The organism is Kineosporia sp. NBRC 101677, assembly GCF_030269265.1.
In the GTDB taxonomy this organism is placed as follows: Bacteria; Actinomycetota; Actinomycetes; order Actinomycetales; family Kineosporiaceae; genus Kineosporia; species Kineosporia rhizophila.
Genome location: NZ_BSTA01000018.1, coordinates 1 through 18,229 on the forward strand (window position 1 = coordinate 1; position 18,229 = coordinate 18,229).

Below are 18,229 nucleotides of genomic sequence, written 5' to 3' on the forward strand. Positions count from 1 at the left end.
CAACACTTCGGGCTCTGGCCCACCGCCATCTCCCGCCTCGAACGAGGACTACAACGCGACGACGACCTCGCCGACCGCTACCGAACCTGGCTCACCACGGCTTGACAGCAATAGGAGCATCAATCTTGGCGGGCCGGATCGCGGACGTCGGCGGGCGGCCGGCCGGTGGTTCGTGGGGGTCATGCGAAGCGTCGGCGTGATCGGCGGCCTCGGGCCGTGATGGGATGACGGTCGTGAACGCGGACGAGATCGAACGGGCGCTGGACGACCTTTTCGACCATGCCCTCGTGTACCACGGGTACACCGACTACATGCGCGACTACGAGTTGATCGTGGCCGTGCAGGGCAGTGCCCATGGCGAAGCGCCGCAGAGCTACCGGCGCTATCTGTTCAGGATCTGCCCGCGCGTCACGGTGACCTCGACCGTGGGGCAGGACGTCTGGCCCAGATCTCTCGACGAACGTCTGCTTCAGGCCGCGGTCCCCGACGGCGGGGCGTATGCCTGGGGTGTGCGTTGGCAGGTGCTCTACCCGGGCGCGGGTCGGCTCGAGACCAGCCGCGAGACCAGACGATGGTCGTCCCGGCTGGGGGTCCCGTTCTACGAAGTAACGCTCGAGGGCAACTGCCACGAGTTGCAACTGCTGTTCTCCGACCTGACGGTCGCTGATCTTGAGGCGGGGTACACGCCGTTCGTGGTGCCCGCCGGAGGTGTACGAGCATGAATGTCGATCGCTGCCCCTGTGGTTGGGGAGACCCGTACGCCCAGTGTTGCGGCCGGTACCACGCCGGTGAGGCCGCGCCTACAGCCGAAGCGCTGATGAGAAGCCGGTACTCGGCCTTCGTGCTGGGCGACGAGGACTACCTGCTGCGCACCTGGGCGCCGGAGAGCCGCCCGGACGACCTGGATCTCGACGAGGACATCGACTGGCAGCGGCTGGTGGTGCTGGAGCGTACCGGGGGCGGGCCGTTCGACGACGAGGGCACCGTGGAGTTCCAGGCCTGGTACCGCTACGACGGCCGGCGCGAAGCCCAGCACGAGGACTCACTTTTCCGTCGTGAACAGGGCCGATGGGTTTATGTCGGACCCCGCGGCTAGGTTGGCCGGACAGCCGACCAGAGGAGTTGTGCCGTGACCACTGCTGAGAACGAAGCCCGGGCCACCGTCGGGTCCGACACCGACACCGACACCGACACCGGCGCCGAGGTCGAGCTGGATCCGGCCCTGCTCTCCGTCCGCGCCGACTACGACAGGGTGGCCCCCGCCTACACCGATCTCCTGCGCGACAACCTGGCCACCAACTGGGCCAATCAGGCCATGCTCCGGCTCTTCGCCGACCTGGTGCGCGAGGCCGGCCCCGGCCCCGTCGCTGACATCGGCTGCGGGCCGGGCCGGATCACGCCGTACCTGGCCGGGCTCGGGCTCGACGTGTTCGGGGTCGACCTGTCGCCGGGCATGATCGAGGTGGCCCGTCGGGAGCATCCCGGACTGCGGTTCGAGGTGGGCAGCATGACGGCACTGGGGCTCGGCACGCACTCCCTGGCCGGTGCTCTGGGCTGGTACTCACTGATCCACCTGCCCGACCACCTGGTGCCGGTCGCCCTGGCCGAGTTCGCCCGGGTGGTCCGGCCCGGTGGGTATCTGATGCTGGCCTTCCAGCACGGGCAGCAGGTGCGGCACATCGAATCGGCCTACGGGTACGACGACCTCTCGCTGGACCTGCACCGGCGAACCGCCGAAGACTTTGCGCCGCTGCTGACCGAGGCCGGGTTCGAGGTGTTCAGCAGCACGGTGGTGGCCCCGTCGAACGGGGAGCGTGAGTCGCAGGCCTATGTGATCGCCAGGGCGGTGGGGTAGCCAGGAGTCTCAGGCCGGGTGTTTCGCCAGCCATTCGTCCCGGGACACGGCGTACTCCACCTCGCCGTGTTCGTAGCCGGCAATGGGTTCGTCCCAGGTCTCGTGAAAGGTGCGCAGGTAGCGTAGGCCGATCTTGGACATCGTGGCCCGGGAGGCCTCGTTCACGGCCATGGTCTGGGCGATCACCCGCTGCAGACCGAGGCCGGTGAAGGCCTGGTGCAGCAGGGCGATGGAACCCTCGCTGGCCAGGCCCTGGCGCCAGAAACGGGGCAGCAGGCGGTAACCCACCTCGGCCTCGTCCGGGCGGGCAACGCCGTCGTCGAGTACCGGCAGCAGCACCCACCAGCCCACGAAGGCGCCGTCCAGGAAGCCCGTCCAGTAGCCGAGGCCCGGGTGGTCCTGGGCTACTGCGAGCCGCCGGTGGTGCGCCTCGACTATGTCGGCGCGCGGACGCGGGTGGCCGTTGAAGAGGTAGCGCATGACCTGGGGATCGGTGTCCAGCTCGATCTCGTGGTCGAGGTGCTCGGGGGCCAGGGGAGTCAGGAGGAGGCGTGCGGTGCTGAGGGGCGCCTGCGGCATGAGGCCAGTCTGCCTCAGCGACGAGCGGCCCGAGTCAGGTGCGTTGCGGGGTTCCAGGTGAGCAGTGGCAGCAAGGGGGGATGGTCATGGAACTGACTGGGCGTTCGTCTCCACCGACGTCCCGGCACGTGGGCGCCTTGCCGCCCGCAAACGTCCACAATTCGGGCTTTACGGCCTTACTTGAGGGTTTCGGGCTACATTCGGCTGATGCTCAACGACGGGGAACGGGTGCGGCAGCTCGACCGGGCGTATCGCGAACTGGCCATGTCCACGTTCGTGTTCGAGACGCGTCTCACCCACCGGCTGAGCTATTTCCGCACGTTCGCCTCCCCGCGGATCGCCGGGCTGCTCACCCACACCGGGCAGATGCAGGCCGAACCGCGGCGGCGGGCGTACGACACCGGGCTCATGATGTACGCGCTGATCGAGGCCGGCCTGGAGTCACCGACGGGCCGGCACGCCGTTGCCCGGCTGAACGAGATGCACCGGCGCTGGCGCATCACCAACGACGACTACCTCTGGGTGCTGGGCACCTTCGCGGTGATGAGCGTGCGCACGATCGAGCGGATCGGCTGGCGGGCGATCACCGAGGCCGAGAAGCAGACCGTCATCGACTGGCACGTCGAGCTCGGCACCCGGATGGGCATCACCGACATCCCCACCGACCACGCCACCTTCGATGCCTGGTTCACCGCCTACGAGGCCCGCATGCTGCGCCGCACCGACGCAGGCGAGGAACTGCTGCGCCTTGCGCTGGAGGTGGTCGGTTCGCAGATCCCGCGCCGGATGCGGCGGCCCGTGCTGGCGCTCGCCCCGGTGCTGATCGAAGAGCCGGCCCGGACGGCCCTGGGTCTCGCGCGCCCGAGTCTGCGGGCCCGGGCCGTGGTTGCGGCGGCGGTCAAGGTACGCGCGGTGCGGCGGCGTCGCCTCGGCCCGCCGGCACCGTTCTTCCGCATGGGCGAGGCCAACACCGAATATCCGGACGGCTGGACGCTGGACGACCTGGGGCCGCGCCGGGTGGGAGCCCGGGCTCAGCGTCGCTAGGGCCCGTTCACCGGGAAGTGCCGGGCCAGCACCTCGTCGGCGAGCCGGTCGGCCGCCGGGTCCTCGCAGTCCAACCCGGCGTCGATGATCAGGCGGTAGCTCTCCAGCTTGGCCTGGATCATCGCCCGGTCCTCCTGCAGCTGGGCCAGCTGGGCGTCGATCGTGCTCGCCTGCCGCTCCAGCAGCCCGATCCGGTGTTCCTGGCGCTCCACCGTCTCCGGGCCGGCCTGCACGAACTCGCGCACCTCGGCCACCGGCATGCCGGTGCGGCGCAGCGCCTGCACGGTGCGCACCCAGCGCAGGAGGCCGGGGGAGTAGCGGCGCCTTCCGTCCGGGCCGCGCTCCACGTCGGGGATCAGGCCCTCCTTCTCGTACCAGCGCAGCGAGTCGATGCTGATGCCGGTGCGTTCGGAGACCTCACGGATGCCGATGGCGACGGTTTCTGCGGTCACCCGGCAACGATAGGCGCAGCGTAGGTCAGCGCAGGTCGAGCACGAACCGCCAGCGCACATCGTTCTTGGCCAGCCGGTCCAGGGCCTCCTGGACCCGCTCCGCCGGCAGCACCTCGACGTCGGCGGTGATCCCGTGCTCGGCGGCGAAGGCCAGCATCTCCCGGGTGTCCCGCACACCGCCCGAGCCCGAGGCGGTGATCCGGCGACGGCCCCGCAGCAGGGCCATCGAGTCGACCTCGTAGCGGGGCGGGATGCCGAGCATGCACAGCGTTCCGTCGAAATCCAGGGTCAGCACGTAGGGGCTGATGTCGTGCGGGCCCGAGGCGGTGTCGATGACGACGTCGAAAGCGTTGGCGTGGGCGGCCATCTGGTCGGCCGAGGTGGACAGCACGACCTCGTCCGCGCCCAGGGCAAGGGCATCGGCGCGCTTGCTTTCGGATGTGGTGAACACTGCGACCTGGGCACCGAGCGCCTTGGCGAACTTGACGGTCAGGTGCCCGAGCCCGCCCAGGCCGACTACGCCGACCCGAGTGCCCTCACCTACGCCGTAGCGCTTCAGCGGTTGCCACACCGTGATGCCCGCGCACATCAGCGGCGCCACCCCCGCGGGATCGAGACCCTGGGGGAGTGCATAGACGAAATGGTCACGCACCACCATCTCCCGCGAGTACGCACCGTGGCGGGGAGTGCCATCGCGCCGGTCCACACCGCCGTAGGTCAGGGTGGGGAACTCCAGACAGTACGACTCCTCTTCGTCCCGGCAGGCCACACACTCGCCGCAGGAGTCGACGATGTTCCCGACGGCCACCGCATCGCCGGGCTGGAAGGTCGTCACCGAAGAGCCGACCGCAGCCACCTCACCCACGAACTCGTGCCCCGGAACGAGCGGCACATCGGAGGCGTGGGCAATTGCGGTCAGGTCGCTGTGGCAGACACCGCAGAACGTGATGCGGATACGGACGTCGTCGGGGCGTAGGTCACGGCGCTCGAAGGTCCACGGCTCGAGTCGGCCGCCGGGGGTCAGAACTGCGTAGCCGGTTGTCGTGGTCATGCCGGGAACACTAGGAACTGGAGTGCACTCCAGCGCAACTCCGGTGAGCCGCGCCCGTCTCGACGCCGGACACCGGGATAGTGGCCGTAAGTTACCTGACGACCACTGGAGCCGCTGTGAGAATCCCGCGCATCGCGGCCTTTTGCCTCATTCTGGTGCTGGCCGGGTGTGGCACCTCCGCACCCACATCGACCACGAAACCTGCTCCGGTCATGTCGGCGGAGACGGTGGCCGAGGCTGAAAAGGGGCAACTGCCGCAGGGGTGGCGCTGGGAGACCTCGGGGCGGGTGCAGTTGGCTGTTCCGCGCCAGTGGGGCTACGGCACCTCGAACCGGCCCTGGTGCACACGTTCCACGAAGGAGAAACCGTTCGTGGGGCGGCCAGGGTTCGTCAGGTCGATCGGCTGTCCCGAGCACGACAAGAAGGGCCAGATCGCCGACACCGCGCTCAGTTCCGGCGGGCAGTTCGTCTGGTTCCACGTACACGAGGACGGCGAGACCCGGGCGGCGTCCGAACGGGAACAATTGACGTCCTGGGTCACCGAGGGCGACCGGGTCACCTTCGAGCTGGCCGGCCAGAGGATAGCGATCCAGGCGCCGGCACCGCTGCGCGAAGAGATTCTCGAGACGGTGCGGGTCGTCGAAGTCGACGAGAACGGCTGTCCCGTGGCGGCGCCCTTCCAGAACGACCAGCAATGGCGTCCCCGTGGGGCGGCGGTGACCGAGATGGGCGAGGTGCGGTCGGTGTCGGCCTGTCGGTACGGCGGTGCCCAGCTCGCATCCTCGGTAAAGGTGAGCGGGGCGAAGGCTGCCCGGGCCATCCAGGCGATCGCGGCGGCTCCCAAGGGCGGCGGCCCCTACACGCCCGCCGCGAACTGCTCCCAGCCCGAGGATCTGGTGGCAATGGAGCAGATCGTGCTGATGGTCGACGCGGCCGAGTCGGGCATGATCGGGCTGCGTTGGGACGGCTGCCGGCACCGGGGTCTGGACGACGGCACCACGGTGCGACGGTTGACCCGCGCGGCGGTGCTTCCGTTCGTGAGTGGGCCCAACCGGATCACCTCGTGGACCGGCGGCTCGCGGATGGCCCGGATCCTCCTACCCTGAACCTTCCCCTTGGCCGAACTGCCGATCAGGTCGGCTACGGCTCGGGCCGAATCATTGACGAATCCGGGAGCCGGAACGTCGATGGGTGCGTCTGAGAAACATGGCCGGGACACGACGAACAACAAATGGACGGCTGGCGGCGTCACTTTTGGTGCTGTTCCTGGCCGGATGCTCCACGTCGGCCCACCAAGAGGTGGGCGCACGGGTGGCCGACGAGCACTCCGCCGTCAGCACGCCAAAGGGTGGCGAGCCCATCGACAGCCTTCCCGAAGGATGGCGTTGGGAGTCCTATCGGGACGTCCGTTTGGCCGTACCGGCTGACTGGGGCTACGGAGTCACACCGAGCCGGATGTGTCGTGGCAAGACCGAAACAAGGCCCCATGTTGGACGTCCCGTCGTAAACCCCGAAGGTGGCCGTTGCGAAACCTCAGACGAGAGGTACGGCAGCACTGGTCAGTTCGTCTGGTTCGGCGTGGAAGAGCCGGCCATGGAGGTCGTGCGCCTCGAAAAGGTGAAAGGTAGAGCTGTCGTTCACCGCGGCCGGGCGGCGATCCAGGTGGGCATGGTCCGCGTCTACGTACGAGCGCCCGAGCCCATCCGTCAGCAGATTCTAAACAGCATCGAATTCACCGACATCGACCACAACAGCTGCCCGGCCCAGGCCCCCTACGCCGGTGACCCGAGCTGGCGTCCGGACGGGCCCGACGTCACGAAGTACCAGGAAATCCGGAGCATCTCAGCCTGTCGGTACGCCGACGCCGAACTGGTCTCGTCCCTGCGGCTCACCGGCGAGAAGGCCACAGACGCACTCGCAGCGATCGCCCGGGCCCCCGAAGGCGGCGGGCCGTTCCACCCGGCTGCCTCCTGCGTCCCCGTCGAGGTCGAGGCCGAGGGCATCGAACAGCTCGTGCTCCAGGTGGACGCGGCCACGTCGGGCACCATCAGCCTGCGCTACGGCGGCTGCAGCAGCACCGGCCTGGACGACGGCGTCACCGTACGCACCCTGACCCGGGACTCGGTGACGCCGTTCCTCCAAGGGCCGAACCGGCCCACCCAGGACTACTGGGCGCTCATGACCCTCTGATACTTCTGCCCGTCGCCGTCCTGACCGCTCTGGTCCTCGCCCAGGTCGAACCGTACCGAGTGCACCAACCCAGCCAGCGCATTGTCGAGCCGGGCGTACTCCGTGCTCACCGGCGTCCCTAGATCGACACCCACGTTGAGGGTCTCGTCGAAGGAGAAGTAATAGGGGATCGTCGCCTCCACCCGCCCCTTGCCGTCGGTGACCCCGTCGACCGAGAGCTCGACCGAACCGCCCAGACCGGCGCCCACCCCGTCGTAGACGAAACCCATCCGGATCTCGTGACGGCCTGTGGTGAGCGGGGTCTCGGTGCGCACCGTGAATCGCTGCAGCCCGAAGTAGTTGTAGTGGTAGGTCGGGCGGCCCTCGACCAGGTAGAGACTCCAGCCGCCGAAACTGCCGCCCTGGGCAATGATCACGCCGCTGCTGCCCTCGACCACCTCGATGTCGGCGGTGATCGTGTGCGAGCGGTTCTTGATGTTCGGCGTGGTCTCCTCGGTGAGCCGCCGCATCCCGCCGTGGTAGGTGATCGTCCGCCGGCCGCCCAGCAGGTCGATCCGCCCGGCCACGGTGGGGTTCTCGCGCTCGGTGACCCGGTCGTCGAGCGGGAACACCTGGTGCTTGGCTGCTTCCACCAGGAACAGGTCCTGCAGGCGGCGCAGCCTCGCCGGGTCCGAGGCGGCCAGGTCGTTGGACTGGGTCCAGTCGGTGGTGAGGTCGTACAGCTCCCAGACGTCGTTCTCGAAGCGGCGTTCCGGGTCGGGGATCATCTGCCAGGGGATGCCGTGACGGGTGACCGCCATCCAGCCCTCGTGGTAGATGCCGCGGTTGCCGCACATCTCGAAGTACTGCGTGGTGCGGCGGTCGGGCGCGCTCTGGTCGTGGAAGGTGTAGCGCATCGAAGTGCCCTCGACCGGCTGCTGGTGCACCCCGTTCACCAGCACCGGCGCGGGCACGCCGACGCAGTCGAGGATGGTCGGGAGCACGTCGATGACGTGGTGGAACTGCTGGCGCACGCCACCGCCGCCGGCGATCCCGCCGGGCCAGTGGATGATCAGGCCGTCGCGGGTGCCGCCGAAGTGCGAGGCGACCTGCTTCGTCCACTGGTAGGGGGTGTTCAGGGCCATCGCCCACCCGGCGGGGCCGATCGGGTAGCTGTCGGGGGTGCCGATCAGGTCGATCTGCTCGATCATCTGCTCCGGGTCGTCGGCGATGCCGTGGCCCAGGCGGTGCTCGTTCAGCGTGCCCTCGACCCCGCCCTCACCGGACGCGCCGTTGTCGCCGAGCAGGTACACGAAGATCGTGTTGTCCAGTTCGCCGAGCTCCCGCAGGGCCTCGACCAGACGGCCGACCTGGGTGTCGGCGTGCTCGGTGAAACCGGCGAAGGTCTCCATGAACCGGGCGGCCAGGCGACGCTGGACCGGGCTCAGTTCGTCCCAGTGCGGAAGCCCCTCGGCCCAGGGCGCCATGGCCGCTTCGGGCGGGACCACGCCGAGTTCCTTCTGACGCTCCAGGATGCGCTCGCGTTCGACGTCCCAACCCGCGTCGAATCGTCCTTCGTACTTCTTCTGCCACGCGGGCGCCACGTGCAGGGGCGCGTGCGAGGCGCCCATGGCCAGGTAGGTGAAGAACGGACGATTGGGGGTCAGGGCACGCTGGGTGCGGATCCAGTCGATGCTCTGGTCGACCAGGTCCTCGGAGAGGTGGTACCCGTCCTCGGGACGACGGGTGGGCTCGAACGGCGTGGTGCCCCGGTACAGCTGCGGGTACCAGTGGTTCATCTCGGCGCCCATGAAGCCGTAGAAGGTGTCGAAGCCCTCACCGGTGGGCCAGCGGTCGAACGGGCCGACCGCGCTGATCTCGCGCGGCGGGGTCTGGTGCCACTTGCCGAACGCGGCCGTGCTGTAGCCGTTGCCCTGCAGGATCTGCGCGAGGGTGGCGGCGCTGGCCGGGCGGAAGCCGCTGTAGCCGGGGGCCGCGGTGGCCATCTCGGTGGTGCCGCCCATGCCGACCGAGTGGCAGTTGCGGCCCGTCATCAGCGACTGCCGGGTGGGGGAGCACAGGGCGTTGACGTGAAAGCGGTTGTACCGCAGGCCCTGCTGGGCCAGCAGCTCCGAGGTGGGCATGCTGATCGGGCCACCGAAGGCGCTGGACGAGCCGAAGCCCAGGTCGTCCAGCACCACGATGACCACGTTCGGCGCCGCCGGGGGTGGGGTGATCGGGCCGATCGCCTCGAACGGCTGGTTCTGGTCGTGGATCCCGACCGCCGTGACGACCGTCTGCTTGCGCTCAGGTACCGGTAGTACGTGCCGCCCGGCCTCGAATTCCGCCATGGCCCTTCCGTCGTCCACGCGACGGTCACCCGCCGCAGAAAATCCCGACGTCTGAGCAGGCGTGCGGGTCAGGGTTTCTCAGGCTGGCACGGCCGACCTGGCAGGACAATGTACGCCACACCGGCGAGGCATCGCGGTTTGTGATGGTTGGTAGAGATCACCGCTATGTCAGCCCACCTGCTGGGGCTCAGGCTGAGGGTGCTCCACCGGCCGGCGGGACGAAACGGTGGTGGTGCGGATGATCCGCGGCCCGGTCAGCGTCGGGCGGGCCAGGACGAAGAGAACGAAGGCGACGGCCGCCAGCGCGGCCCCGATCAGGTAGGTCTCGCGGTAGCCGAAGCCCTGGGCGGCGCCCAGGATCGGCCCGGCCAGCATCGCGCCCACCGGGCCGGCACTGGTGAACAGGGTGGAGGCGTGCCCCGGCCGGCTGGGCACCAGGTCCTGCACGTAGCTGATGCCCAGGCCCTGCAGCAGCGCGATGGCCGAGGCGTTGATCAGCTGGGCGGCGGCGATCTGCCAGGTGTCGGTGGCGGTGGCCACCACCAGCGCGTAGGCCAGGCTGAGCAGCGGCCCGGCCAGGATCAGCAGCCGCAGCCGGTAACGGGCGGCGAGCAGGCCGAAGCCGAGCATCAGCGGGATCTCGATCGCTGCGCACAGGCCCAGGATCAGGCCCGCCTCGCCCAGCCCGCCCTGCACCTCGTCGCGCAGGAACAACGGCAGCGCCTGCAGCGAGAGGTTGCCGGTGCACTGCAGGAGCACGAAGGCGGCGATGGTGAGGACGATCACCCGGCGGCCCTCGTCCCGGCCCGGTGAGACGGTGACCGAGGACGAGCCGGGCTCGGTGGCGCCGACCGCGGCCGGGACGTTGGCGGGGATCATCCGCCAGGCCACCAGGGCGGCGATCACGTACATGGCGGTGGCGAAGCCGTAGACGGCGACGAAGTCGCCCAGGCTGAGCAGGACGGTGGCCAGGAACGGGCCACCCACCCAGGACAGCGACAGGATCGTGCGCAGGGTGGTCATCGTCATCACGGCGTGGGGTGAGCCCTGCAGGCTGACCCGGGCGTGCGCGAAGACCTGGGGAACCAGGGCACTGGCCGCGGCGGTGGCCGTGACGGTCAGCGCCAGGAGGATCCAGAAGTCCCGGACCGACGCGGTGAGCAGTGCGCCCACCGCCCCGATCACGGCGGTGGCGATGATCAGGCCGCGCCGCGAGGGCAGCCGGTCGGACCAGTGGCCCATCGCCATCGAGACGACCACCGAGGACAGCGGGGCCGCGATCAGGAAGATCGTGACCTGCAGGGCCGAGGCCCGGACCGCGTCGGTGAGGAAGAGGGTGAGGAAGGGGACGGCCATCGCACTGGCCAGACCGACACAGAGGAAGACCAACGCCAGCGGGACATGCCGGCGGACAGGGGCGAACACAGCAGACCTCAAGACTGATGAACCGGAATGAGCAGATTCGAAGGTGCCTGCCGCCCTGCAGGCACCTCGAATTACAACGACACGGGCCGCAGAAGTGTTACACCCCCCGACGAGCTGGGGGACGCTGCGGTTGCCGATCCCCGGCGGCGGGCCACGGTAGAGACCGGAAACGGCACTCTGACCTGCTAGGAGGCTCCGGTGGCGAACACCTCGGCGCGCATTCTGTACAAACCGTTCGGTCTGGCCGGCAGCGTCGGCGCCGGTCTGGTGGCCGGGATCGTGTTCAAACAGGTGTGGAAGCGGGTGGCCGACGCCGAGGACGCCCCGGAGGCCAACGACCGCCGGCACAGCTGGACCGAGGTCCTGCTGGCCGCCGCGATCCAGGGCGCGATCTTCGCTGCGGTCAAGGCCGCCGTCGACCGCGCCGGCGCCGGGGCCTTCGAGCGCCTGACCGGTGAGTGGCCGGGCGAGGAGTAGCCGGTCAGTTCTGGGCGATGATCTCCCGCGCGACCTCCAGCGCCCGGTCGACCGGGACGGCGAACCCGATGCCGATGTTGCCGGCCGAGGCCGAGGTGGTGGCGATCGCGGTGTTCACCCCGACCACCCGTCCGGCCAGGTCCACCAGCGGCCCGCCGGAGTTGCCGGGGTTGATCGAGGCGTCGGTCTGCACCATCGGCCGGGCCGCACCTCCGATCCGGGAGGTGCGGTCCACCGCGCTGACGATGCCCGAGGTGACCGTGCCGGACAGGCCCAGCGGGGAGCCGACCGCGATCACCGGCTGGCCGATCCGCAGCGACCGGCTGGTGCCGAGCGGGGCCGCGTCGGGGGCGGAGCCGGTGATCTGGAGCACGGCGATGTCCTCCTCCTCGTCGCTGCCGACCACCGACGCCCGGACGGTGCGGCCGTCGGCCAGTTGCAGGCCGACCTGGGAAACACCCTCCACCACATGATGATTGGTGATCACCTGGCCCCGGTCGTCGAACACGAAACCGGATCCGGTGCCGCGGCCGGCCCGGACCTGGACCACGCTGGGCAGGATCGCCGCGGCCGCGCTCTCGGTGCCGGCCTGGTTGCCCGGCGGGGCCGGGTCCGCGTCCTGCTGCACGATCGTGGGCACCGCGGTCTCGGTGGTGGCCCAGGCGATCGCGCCGCCGGTGGTGCCACCGGCCAGAACGGCGGCGAGCAGGAGCGGTGCAGCTCTGGCGGTTCGCGGCTTGTGTTCGATTGAGGACGTCGGTGCTGGGCTCTCCGGGGACGGTTCCCTCTGCGGCAACGGGGGTTTGCGGCCGGGGTTGAAGTCCGGTCCCCGCGGTGTGCCGATTCCCGGCCAGGTCCGGGCCATGGTGGCCTGCCAGTCGGTGGTTCCGGAGGACGATCCGTTGCTGGACGGCGTCGTGGGCATGCATACCTCAGACCAGTCGGGCGAACCAGCGCAGCGAGAGCGCGGCCGCGATCAGGGTGAACAGGAAGGCGGCGGCCGCGAAGTAGGGCGCCAGTTCGCGGGGTTCGGCCACCCAGCCGATCGAGGAGCCGATGTCCTCGTAGACCGCCTGCAGCTCGTCGCTGCTCTCGGCCTGGTAGGCGGTGCCTCCGGTGGACTCGGCCAGCGCGGCCAGGGCCTCGGCGTCGACCGGCACCCGGATCGGGCGTCCGGTGCCGCCGTCCACCACGCCCTCGGGGGTGCCGTAGGCGATCGTCGAGACCGGAACCCCGGCCTCACTCGCCGCCGCGGCTGCTTCCGAGGGGGAGCGGCCGGTGGTGTTGGAACCGTCGGAGAGCAGTACGATCCGGGCCGGGACGTCCTCGCTGGTGGCGGATTCGCGCACCTGCTCCAGTGAGGCGAACACGCCTTCCCCGATCGCCGTCATCGGCTCCAGAGTCAGTCCGGCCAGCGCGTCCTTGACTGCTTGATGGTCGTTCGTCGGAGTGGCCAGAACCTCTGCGTTGCCGGCGAAACCGACCAGCCCCACCCGGAAGTTGTCCGGCAGGCCGTCGACGAACCGGGTGCCCGCCTCGATCGCGGCCTCCAGCCGGCTCGGGCTCACATCGGTGGCCTCCATCGAGACCGACTGGTCGACCACCACCATCACGGTGGCCTGTTCGCGCGGTACCCGGACGTCGGCCTCGGGGCGCGCCGCGGCCATCACCAGCATGGCCAGAGACAGCAGCCCGAGTCCGCCGGTCAGATGGCGCCGCCAGCCCGGCCTTTCGGGGACGACCCGGTCGAGCAGCGGCAACGCGGCGAACCGGACGGCGTAGCGATCGCGGCGACGCCGCATCAGCGCGGCCGCAATCACCAGGCCCGCCAGAGGAATCAGCAACAGGAGAAACCACGGCGACAAGAACGTCATCTGTTCGACCTCCTTCTGCCCCGGCTCCGGAAGCGGCCGGAGCGGACGGCCCGCAACAGGTCGGCGAGCCAGTCCTGATCGGTGCGAAGTTGCAGGTGCACCGCCCCGGCGTGCCGCACGGCCTCGGCCACGGCTGCGCGGTGGGCCGCTGCGGCCTCGGCATAGCGAGCCCGCAGCCGGGGATCGCCGGTGTAAACGTCTCTTCGACGTCCGGTTTCCGGATCCTGCAGCACCACGTGCCCGACGTCGGGCAGCTGCAGTTCACGGGGATCCACCACCTCCAGCACGATCACGTCGTGCCGGGAGGCGAGCCGGCGCAGAGGCTGTTCCCAGTCGAACGGCCGGCTGAAAGCACCCTCGGGAGAGAGCAGGTCGCTGACCACCACGCACAGACCTGGCCGAGCCGCTCGGCGCGCCAAGGCATCGATCATCTCGGCGAGCCCGTCGGCTGGCGTGCCGTGGCGTTCCGGTTCGTCCTGGGAAGCCAGCCGCATCAACCGCCGCGCCGCCACCCGCGCGGCGACCGGACGCGTCCACACCGGACCTCGGGCCGAGAAGGCGAGCGTGCCCATCCGGTTCCCGGGCTGGTCGGCGAGCAACCCCACGGCGGCGGCCAGTTGCCCGGCCAGGTCCGCCTTCTCGGCCTGCGCGGTGCCGAAGGCCATGCTCGCCGTGCGGTCCAGCAGCAGCCACGTGTCCAGGGCGTGCTCCGCCCGCGTTCGCCAGACCTGGGGCTCCGAGGCCCGGGCGGTGGCGTTCCAGTCGATCCGCCGGATGTCGTCGCCCGGCCGGTAGCGGGTCAGCTCCTCGGTCTCGCTGCCCGGCCCCAGCCGTAGCCCGCGATGCTCCCCGGCGAGCGGGCCGTCGATCCGGCGCTGCACCATCAGGTCCAGCCGGCGGAAGGCGCCGAAACTGCTCACGCCACCTCCTGCTGGTGTTGTTGCAGCGGCGCCACCTCGGGCACCGGCTGGCTGGCCACGACCTGGGCGATCACGTCCCGCGGTTCCACGCCGTCGGCCAGCGCGTCGAAGGTCAGCACCAGCCGGTGGGCCAGTACGTCGGGGGCCAGGTCGGCGATGTCGAAGGGCAGCACGTAGTCGCGGCCGCGCAGCAGGGCCAGCGCCCGGGCCCCGGCGACCAGGCCGAGCGTGCCGCGCGGGCTCACCCCGTGCTCCAGCACGTTCTGCAGCCCGGGCAGCCCGTACTCGGCCGGGCGGCGGGTGGCCATGGTCAGGCGCACCACCCACTGGGCCAGGGCGTGGTGCACGAACACGTCGTCGGCGGCCTCCTGCAGGGCCAGCACCTGGGGCAGTGAGAGCACCGGCCGGGCCGACGGCGGGCGCACGCTCATCCGCTGCAGGATGCTCAGTTCCTCCAGCTCGTCCGGGTGCGGCACGTCGACCTTCAGCAGGAACCGGTCGCGCTGGGCCTCGGGCAGCTCGTACACGCCCTCGGTCTCGATCGGGTTCTGGGTGGCCAGCACCAGGAACGGCGCGGGCAGGGGATAGGTGACCCCGCCGATGCTGACCTGCTTCTCGGCCATCGCCTCGAGCAGCGCCGACTGCACCTTGGCGGGGGCCCGGTTGATCTCGTCGGCCAGCACCAGGTTGGCGAACACCGGGCCGGGCTCGGTGTCGAAGCTCTCGGTCGAGGGCCGCCAGACCCGGGTGCCGACGATGTCGCCGGGCATCAGGTCGGGGGTGAACTGCAGCCGGTGGAACGAGCCGCCGACCACCTCGGCCAGGGTGCGCACGGCCAGCGTCTTGGCCACCCCGGGCACCCCCTCGAGCAGCACGTGCCCGCGGGCCAGCAGTCCCACGGCCATCCGCTCGACCATCCGGTCCTGCCCGACCACCACCTTCTTCACCTCGAACAGGGCCTGCTCCAGCAGGGGGCCGGGCTGGGCCAGGGCGCTCACAGCTCGGCCCGGGGATAGGTGAGGGTGGCGGTGCCCTTCTCCGGGCAGTCGTACGTCCGGGTGGCGCCGTCCACGATCATGTAGCCGCTCTCGACCGGCTCCGGTGTGTCTTCGGCGTAGGCGAACGCCAGGCCGGTTCCGCCCGCCGTCAGCACCGCGGTGACCGCGGTGACCAGCAGGATCTGTCGTGTCCGAGGCTGCGGGGCAGGCATCTGATCAGTTCTCCTCAAAGGGCTTCTCGACCGGGGAACCACCCGGGCCGCGGAAGCGGCTCCGCCAGCGGAGTGCGGCCCGGGTGGCACCGGGTCCGCCCTACCGGAGCAGCGGTCGTGGAGAACCCGGTGACCGCACTTCATCAAGAAAGGGCGAAAACCCCGGTAAGCCGGGACGAAAGCGGACCGAAAGCGAGGTCGCCCCTCGTACCGGAGCAAAGTTAGATTGACCCGGTGAGGTTGCTGATCGTCGAGGACGAGTCCGGCCTGGCCGGCGCCCTGCGGATCGGCCTGGAGCGCGAGGGCTACGCCGTCGACCTGGCCGATTCCTGCGCCCAGGCCCGCGAGAAGCTCTCGGTCTGGGACTACGACGTGCTGCTGCTCGACATCAACCTGCCCGACGGTGACGGTTTCACCCTGGCCGAGCAGATCCGGGCCGGCCAGGCCGGGTCGGTGGCCGGCCCGGACATGCGCATCCTGATGCTGACCGCCCGCAGCCGCCTGCCCGACCGGGTCCGCGGCCTGGACTCGGGCGCCGACGACTACCTGGTCAAGCCGTTCGCCCTGGCCGAGCTCAGCGCCCGGCTGCGGGCCATCCTGCGCCGGGAGGTGCGGGCCGTGTCCTCGTCGGTGATCGAGGTGGCCGACGTGCGGCTCGACACCGCCCGGCAGCTGGCCCGCCGCGGCGAACGCGAACTCCCGCTCACCCGCAAGGAGTTCGCGCTGCTGCGCTACCTGATGAGCAAGCCCGGGCACCTGGTGGCCGCCGAGGAACTGCTCGAGCACGTCTGGGACGAGAACGCCGACCCGTTCACCCAGACCGTGCGGGTCACCGTGGGCACGCTGCGCCGCAAGCTCTCCTCCGAGGGCGAGCCCCAGCTGCTGGAGACGGTGGTCGGGCGCGGCTACCGGCTGCGCGAAGAGCCACCCGGCGCCGCCTGATGGCCCGCCCCGCCCTTCCCGCCTGGAGCCGCACCGTCCGCGCCCGGATCACCCTGCTCACCTCGGCCCTGCTGGTGCTCGCCACCGCCGTCATCCTGCTGGCCGTGTACCTGGTGCTGTCCTGGACGATCGACGCCGAGCCGCTCGACCCGGTCACGGTGAAGAAGTACTGGCGCTCGGCCGACGGCGAGTACCACTACAAGCCCGGCGCCGAGTTCCAGGCCGCCGACATCGCCGACCTGCAGCGCGCGGTGAACTACAACACCCTGGAGCGGCTGCGCACCTTCTCGTTCCTCGCCCTGGCCGTGATGTTCCTGCTCAGCCTGGTGATCGGCTGGTTCGTGGCGGGCCGCACGCTGCGCCCGGTGGGCCGGATCACGGCCACCGCCCGGGAGATCAACGCCACCGACCTGACCCGCCGGATCGGTGCCCAGGGCCCGCACGACGAGCTGCGGGGTCTGGCCGACACGATCGACGCGATGCTCGGCCGCCTCGACGACGCCTTCCGGGCCGAACGTGACTTCGTCGAGGACGTCTCGCACGAGCTGCGCAACCCGGTGGCGGTGATCCGGGCCAACGTGGAGGCGGTCCTGGCCGACGAGAGCTCCACCCCCGAGCAGCGCCAGGAGGCCACCGCCGTGGTCACCCGCGCCACCGACCGGATGTCCCGCCTGCTCGAAGACCTGCTGGCCACCGCCCGCCGCCGTTCCGGAGCCTTCGAGGACGTGGACGTCGACCTGGCCGCGGTGGCCGCCGACGCGCTCGACGAGCACCGGGTCCTGGCCGCCGGCCGTTCGCTGCACCTACGCGAGCGCCTGGCCACCGGCCCCACCGCCTACGGCGAGCCCGGCATGCTCAACCGCGCCGTGGGCAACTTGCTGTCCAACGCGATCCGCCTCGCCCCAACGGGTTCCACGGTCACCACCGCGGCCGGCAGCCAGGCCGGCTGGGCCTGGATCGCGGTGCGCGACGAGGGGCCCGGCATCCCCGAAGACGAACAGGAGCGGGTATTCGACCGGTTCGTCCGGGGTACCAACGGCTCCAACGGCACCAACGGTTCTAACGGCAATGGCCACCACGTGGGCACCGGGCTCGGGCTGCCGATCGCCCGGCAGGTGGTGGAGAGCCACGGCGGGCGCCTGGTGGTGTTCAGCGAAGTGGGAGTGGGCAGCACCTTCGTCATCTGGCTGCCGGATCGCGCGGTGGCCCGACAGAACAATGGACGCGAGTCAGGACCACCGTCGAACGACCCCCTTGGGTCGCGGGCCGGGTAGGTACGCAGGAAGCGCTCCGCGCCGGCCTATGGGTCGAGGCTCGAGTTGAACGTGTACAGATGGTCCACCTGGTACCAGGTGTACACGTCGCGAGGGGTCCGGAACGGAGGCGCCACCCCGGGTGACTGCCGATTGCGTTCGGCTGCCACGCGCCGTCCAGTACCTCGGTATGTCCGTCACATCCGGTACATTCGGTGCTCATGGCCTCCCGTATCAGCGAACTGGTCCTCGGCTGTCGCGATCCCGAACTGCTGGCGCGGTTCTGGTGCGAGGTCCTCGACTTCGTGATCCTCGACCGCGAGCACGACGGCACGCTGGAGATCGGGCCGCGGGAGGGCTTCGGCGGCGCCCAGCCCACGATCATCCTGAGCGCCCGCGCCGAGCCCGAACCAGGAAAGTCCCGGCTGCACATCGACATCAACGCGACCGACCGCGACCAGGACGCCGAGCTGGAGCGTCTGCTCGCGCTGGGCGCCCGCCGGGCCGACATCGGCCAGGGCGACGAGGACAACTGGCACGTTCTCGCCGACCCCGAGGGCAACGAGTTCTGCCTGCTGCGGGCCCGGCTCGAGCCGCTCCCCTAGAGGTCCGGGGTCCCGCCCCGGC

Annotated in this window: 20 protein-coding genes; 10 read left to right on the plus strand and 10 right to left on the minus strand. The window is 70.3% G+C overall.

Annotated elements, in window-relative coordinates; all coding sequences use genetic code 11:
- Window positions 1-233 precede the first annotated feature (233 nt).
- The 3 genes from QSK18_RS33450 to QSK18_RS33460 are packed head-to-tail and all read left to right on the plus strand — an operon-like array spanning window position 234 to window position 1,855.
- Window positions 234-722: a YxiG-like protein gene (locus QSK18_RS33450; protein WP_232810618.1), complete on the plus strand. Its 489-nt coding sequence runs from the start codon at window positions 234-236 to the stop codon at window positions 720-722.
- Window positions 719-1,096, plus strand: a complete 378-nt coding sequence (locus QSK18_RS33455; protein ID WP_269810063.1) for a YchJ family protein — start codon at window positions 719-721, stop codon at window positions 1,094-1,096. The genes QSK18_RS33450 and QSK18_RS33455 overlap by 4 nt, the downstream gene beginning before the upstream one ends.
- 33 nt (window positions 1,097-1,129) lie before the next feature.
- Window positions 1,130-1,855 carry a class I SAM-dependent methyltransferase gene (locus QSK18_RS33460; protein WP_285627751.1) on the plus strand — a complete coding sequence of 242 codons (726 nt, stop codon included), beginning with the start codon at window positions 1,130-1,132 and terminating at the stop codon, window positions 1,853-1,855.
- 9 nt (window positions 1,856-1,864) lie between these two features.
- Here QSK18_RS33460 and QSK18_RS33465 read toward each other — a convergent pair whose 3' ends face one another.
- Entirely contained in the window at window positions 1,865-2,434 is a 570-nt protein-coding gene (locus tag QSK18_RS33465) for a GNAT family N-acetyltransferase (protein ID WP_285627757.1), read from the minus strand.
- A gap of 207 nt (window positions 2,435-2,641) precedes the next feature.
- Here QSK18_RS33465 and QSK18_RS33470 point away from each other — a divergent pair, with 207 nt between their 5' ends.
- Window positions 2,642-3,478, plus strand: a complete 837-nt coding sequence (locus QSK18_RS33470; protein WP_285627760.1) for an oxygenase MpaB family protein — start codon at window positions 2,642-2,644, stop codon at window positions 3,476-3,478.
- Here the strand turns inward: QSK18_RS33470 and QSK18_RS33475 are convergent.
- Entirely contained in the window at window positions 3,475-3,930 is a 456-nt protein-coding gene (locus tag QSK18_RS33475; RefSeq protein ID WP_285627763.1) for a MerR family transcriptional regulator, read from the minus strand. The two genes, QSK18_RS33470 and QSK18_RS33475, sit on opposite strands and share 4 nt — an antisense overlap.
- A gap of 25 nt (window positions 3,931-3,955) precedes the next feature.
- The gene (locus tag QSK18_RS33480) at window positions 3,956-4,981 is read right to left on the minus strand and encodes an NAD(P)-dependent alcohol dehydrogenase (RefSeq protein WP_285627766.1); all 1,026 of its coding nucleotides are present in this window, start codon (window positions 4,979-4,981) and stop codon (window positions 3,956-3,958) included.
- A gap of 212 nt (window positions 4,982-5,193) precedes the next feature.
- On the opposite strand from QSK18_RS33480, the gene QSK18_RS33485 reads away from it, so the two are divergent.
- On the plus strand, window positions 5,194-6,087 hold the full coding sequence (locus QSK18_RS33485) for a hypothetical protein (RefSeq protein ID WP_285627771.1): 894 nt from the start codon (window positions 5,194-5,196) through the stop codon (window positions 6,085-6,087).
- 487 nt (window positions 6,088-6,574) lie between these two features.
- Complete coding sequence (locus QSK18_RS33490) at window positions 6,575-7,171, plus strand: hypothetical protein (RefSeq protein WP_285627774.1); 597 nt, start codon at window positions 6,575-6,577, stop codon at window positions 7,169-7,171.
- Here QSK18_RS33490 and QSK18_RS33495 read toward each other — a convergent pair.
- On the minus strand, window positions 7,147-9,501 hold the full coding sequence (locus tag QSK18_RS33495; protein ID WP_232810627.1) for an arylsulfatase: 2,355 nt from the start codon (window positions 9,499-9,501) through the stop codon (window positions 7,147-7,149). The two genes, QSK18_RS33490 and QSK18_RS33495, sit on opposite strands and share 25 nt — an antisense overlap.
- 168 nt (window positions 9,502-9,669) lie before the next feature.
- The gene (locus QSK18_RS33500; RefSeq protein ID WP_232810628.1) at window positions 9,670-10,926 is read right to left on the minus strand and encodes a sugar efflux transporter; all 1,257 of its coding nucleotides are present in this window, start codon (window positions 10,924-10,926) and stop codon (window positions 9,670-9,672) included.
- A 198-nt stretch (window positions 10,927-11,124) separates the two neighbouring features.
- Here QSK18_RS33500 and QSK18_RS33505 point away from each other — a divergent pair, with 198 nt between their 5' ends.
- Window positions 11,125-11,403 carry a DUF4235 domain-containing protein gene (locus tag QSK18_RS33505; RefSeq protein WP_232810629.1) on the plus strand — a complete coding sequence of 93 codons (279 nt, stop codon included), beginning with the start codon at window positions 11,125-11,127 and terminating at the stop codon, window positions 11,401-11,403.
- A gap of 4 nt (window positions 11,404-11,407) precedes the next feature.
- Here QSK18_RS33505 and QSK18_RS33510 read toward each other — a convergent pair whose 3' ends face one another.
- From QSK18_RS33510 to QSK18_RS33530, 5 genes are read right to left on the minus strand one after another with little or no spacing between them, the layout of a single operon-like run.
- Complete coding sequence (locus QSK18_RS33510) at window positions 11,408-12,328, minus strand: S1C family serine protease (protein ID WP_285627781.1); 921 nt, start codon at window positions 12,326-12,328, stop codon at window positions 11,408-11,410.
- A gap of 7 nt (window positions 12,329-12,335) precedes the next feature.
- Window positions 12,336-13,277, minus strand: coding sequence for a VWA domain-containing protein (locus QSK18_RS33515; protein WP_285627783.1), 942 nt, complete (start codon window positions 13,275-13,277; stop codon window positions 12,336-12,338).
- Complete coding sequence (locus tag QSK18_RS33520; protein WP_232810632.1) at window positions 13,274-14,197, minus strand: DUF58 domain-containing protein; 924 nt, start codon at window positions 14,195-14,197, stop codon at window positions 13,274-13,276. Before QSK18_RS33520 ends, QSK18_RS33515 begins: the two co-directional genes overlap by 4 nt.
- Window positions 14,194-15,195: an AAA family ATPase gene (locus tag QSK18_RS33525; protein ID WP_232810633.1), complete on the minus strand. Its 1,002-nt coding sequence runs from the start codon at window positions 15,193-15,195 to the stop codon at window positions 14,194-14,196. Before QSK18_RS33525 ends, QSK18_RS33520 begins: the two co-directional genes overlap by 4 nt.
- The gene (locus QSK18_RS33530; protein ID WP_232810634.1) at window positions 15,192-15,407 is read right to left on the minus strand and encodes a hypothetical protein; all 216 of its coding nucleotides are present in this window, start codon (window positions 15,405-15,407) and stop codon (window positions 15,192-15,194) included. Before QSK18_RS33530 ends, QSK18_RS33525 begins: the two co-directional genes overlap by 4 nt.
- A 234-nt stretch (window positions 15,408-15,641) precedes the next feature.
- Here QSK18_RS33530 and QSK18_RS33535 point away from each other — a divergent pair, with 234 nt between their 5' ends.
- The 3 genes from QSK18_RS33535 (at window position 15,642) to QSK18_RS33545 (ending at window position 18,207) form a co-directional block, all read left to right on the plus strand.
- Entirely contained in the window at window positions 15,642-16,349 is a 708-nt protein-coding gene (locus tag QSK18_RS33535; RefSeq protein WP_232810635.1) for a response regulator transcription factor, read from the plus strand.
- Complete coding sequence (locus tag QSK18_RS33540) at window positions 16,349-17,623, plus strand: sensor histidine kinase (protein ID WP_285627790.1); 1,275 nt, start codon at window positions 16,349-16,351, stop codon at window positions 17,621-17,623. Before QSK18_RS33535 ends, QSK18_RS33540 begins: the two co-directional genes overlap by 1 nt.
- Window positions 17,624-17,823: 200 nt before the next feature.
- Window positions 17,824-18,207 carry a VOC family protein gene (locus QSK18_RS33545; protein ID WP_232810637.1) on the plus strand — a complete coding sequence of 128 codons (384 nt, stop codon included), beginning with the start codon at window positions 17,824-17,826 and terminating at the stop codon, window positions 18,205-18,207.
- The last annotated feature ends 22 nt before the right edge of the window (window positions 18,208-18,229 follow it).

What these genes read in the sequence shown, in the direction of transcription:
- QSK18_RS33455 (WP_269810063.1), top strand. Translation starts at nt 719, where the DNA reads ATGAATGTCGATCGCTGCCCCTGTGGTTGGGGAGACCCGTACGCCCAG.
- QSK18_RS33465 (WP_285627757.1), bottom strand. Translation starts at nt 2,434, where the DNA reads ATGCCGCAGGCGCCCCTCAGCACCGCACGCCTCCTCCTGACTCCCCTG.
- QSK18_RS33470 (WP_285627760.1), top strand. Translation starts at nt 2,642, where the DNA reads ATGCTCAACGACGGGGAACGGGTGCGGCAGCTCGACCGGGCGTATCGC.
- QSK18_RS33480 (WP_285627766.1), bottom strand. Translation starts at nt 4,981, where the DNA reads ATGACCACGACAACCGGCTACGCAGTTCTGACCCCCGGCGGCCGACTC.
- QSK18_RS33485 (WP_285627771.1), top strand. Translation starts at nt 5,194, where the DNA reads ATGTCGGCGGAGACGGTGGCCGAGGCTGAAAAGGGGCAACTGCCGCAG.
- QSK18_RS33490 (WP_285627774.1), top strand. Translation starts at nt 6,575, where the DNA reads ATGGAGGTCGTGCGCCTCGAAAAGGTGAAAGGTAGAGCTGTCGTTCAC.
- QSK18_RS33495 (WP_232810627.1), bottom strand. Translation starts at nt 9,501, where the DNA reads ATGGCGGAATTCGAGGCCGGGCGGCACGTACTACCGGTACCTGAGCGC.
- QSK18_RS33510 (WP_285627781.1), bottom strand. Translation starts at nt 12,328, where the DNA reads ATGCCCACGACGCCGTCCAGCAACGGATCGTCCTCCGGAACCACCGAC.
- QSK18_RS33515 (WP_285627783.1), bottom strand. Translation starts at nt 13,277, where the DNA reads ATGACGTTCTTGTCGCCGTGGTTTCTCCTGTTGCTGATTCCTCTGGCG.
- QSK18_RS33530 (WP_232810634.1), bottom strand. Translation starts at nt 15,407, where the DNA reads ATGCCTGCCCCGCAGCCTCGGACACGACAGATCCTGCTGGTCACCGCG.
- QSK18_RS33540 (WP_285627790.1), top strand. Translation starts at nt 16,349, where the DNA reads ATGGCCCGCCCCGCCCTTCCCGCCTGGAGCCGCACCGTCCGCGCCCGG.
- QSK18_RS33545 (WP_232810637.1), top strand. Translation starts at nt 17,824, where the DNA reads ATGGCCTCCCGTATCAGCGAACTGGTCCTCGGCTGTCGCGATCCCGAA.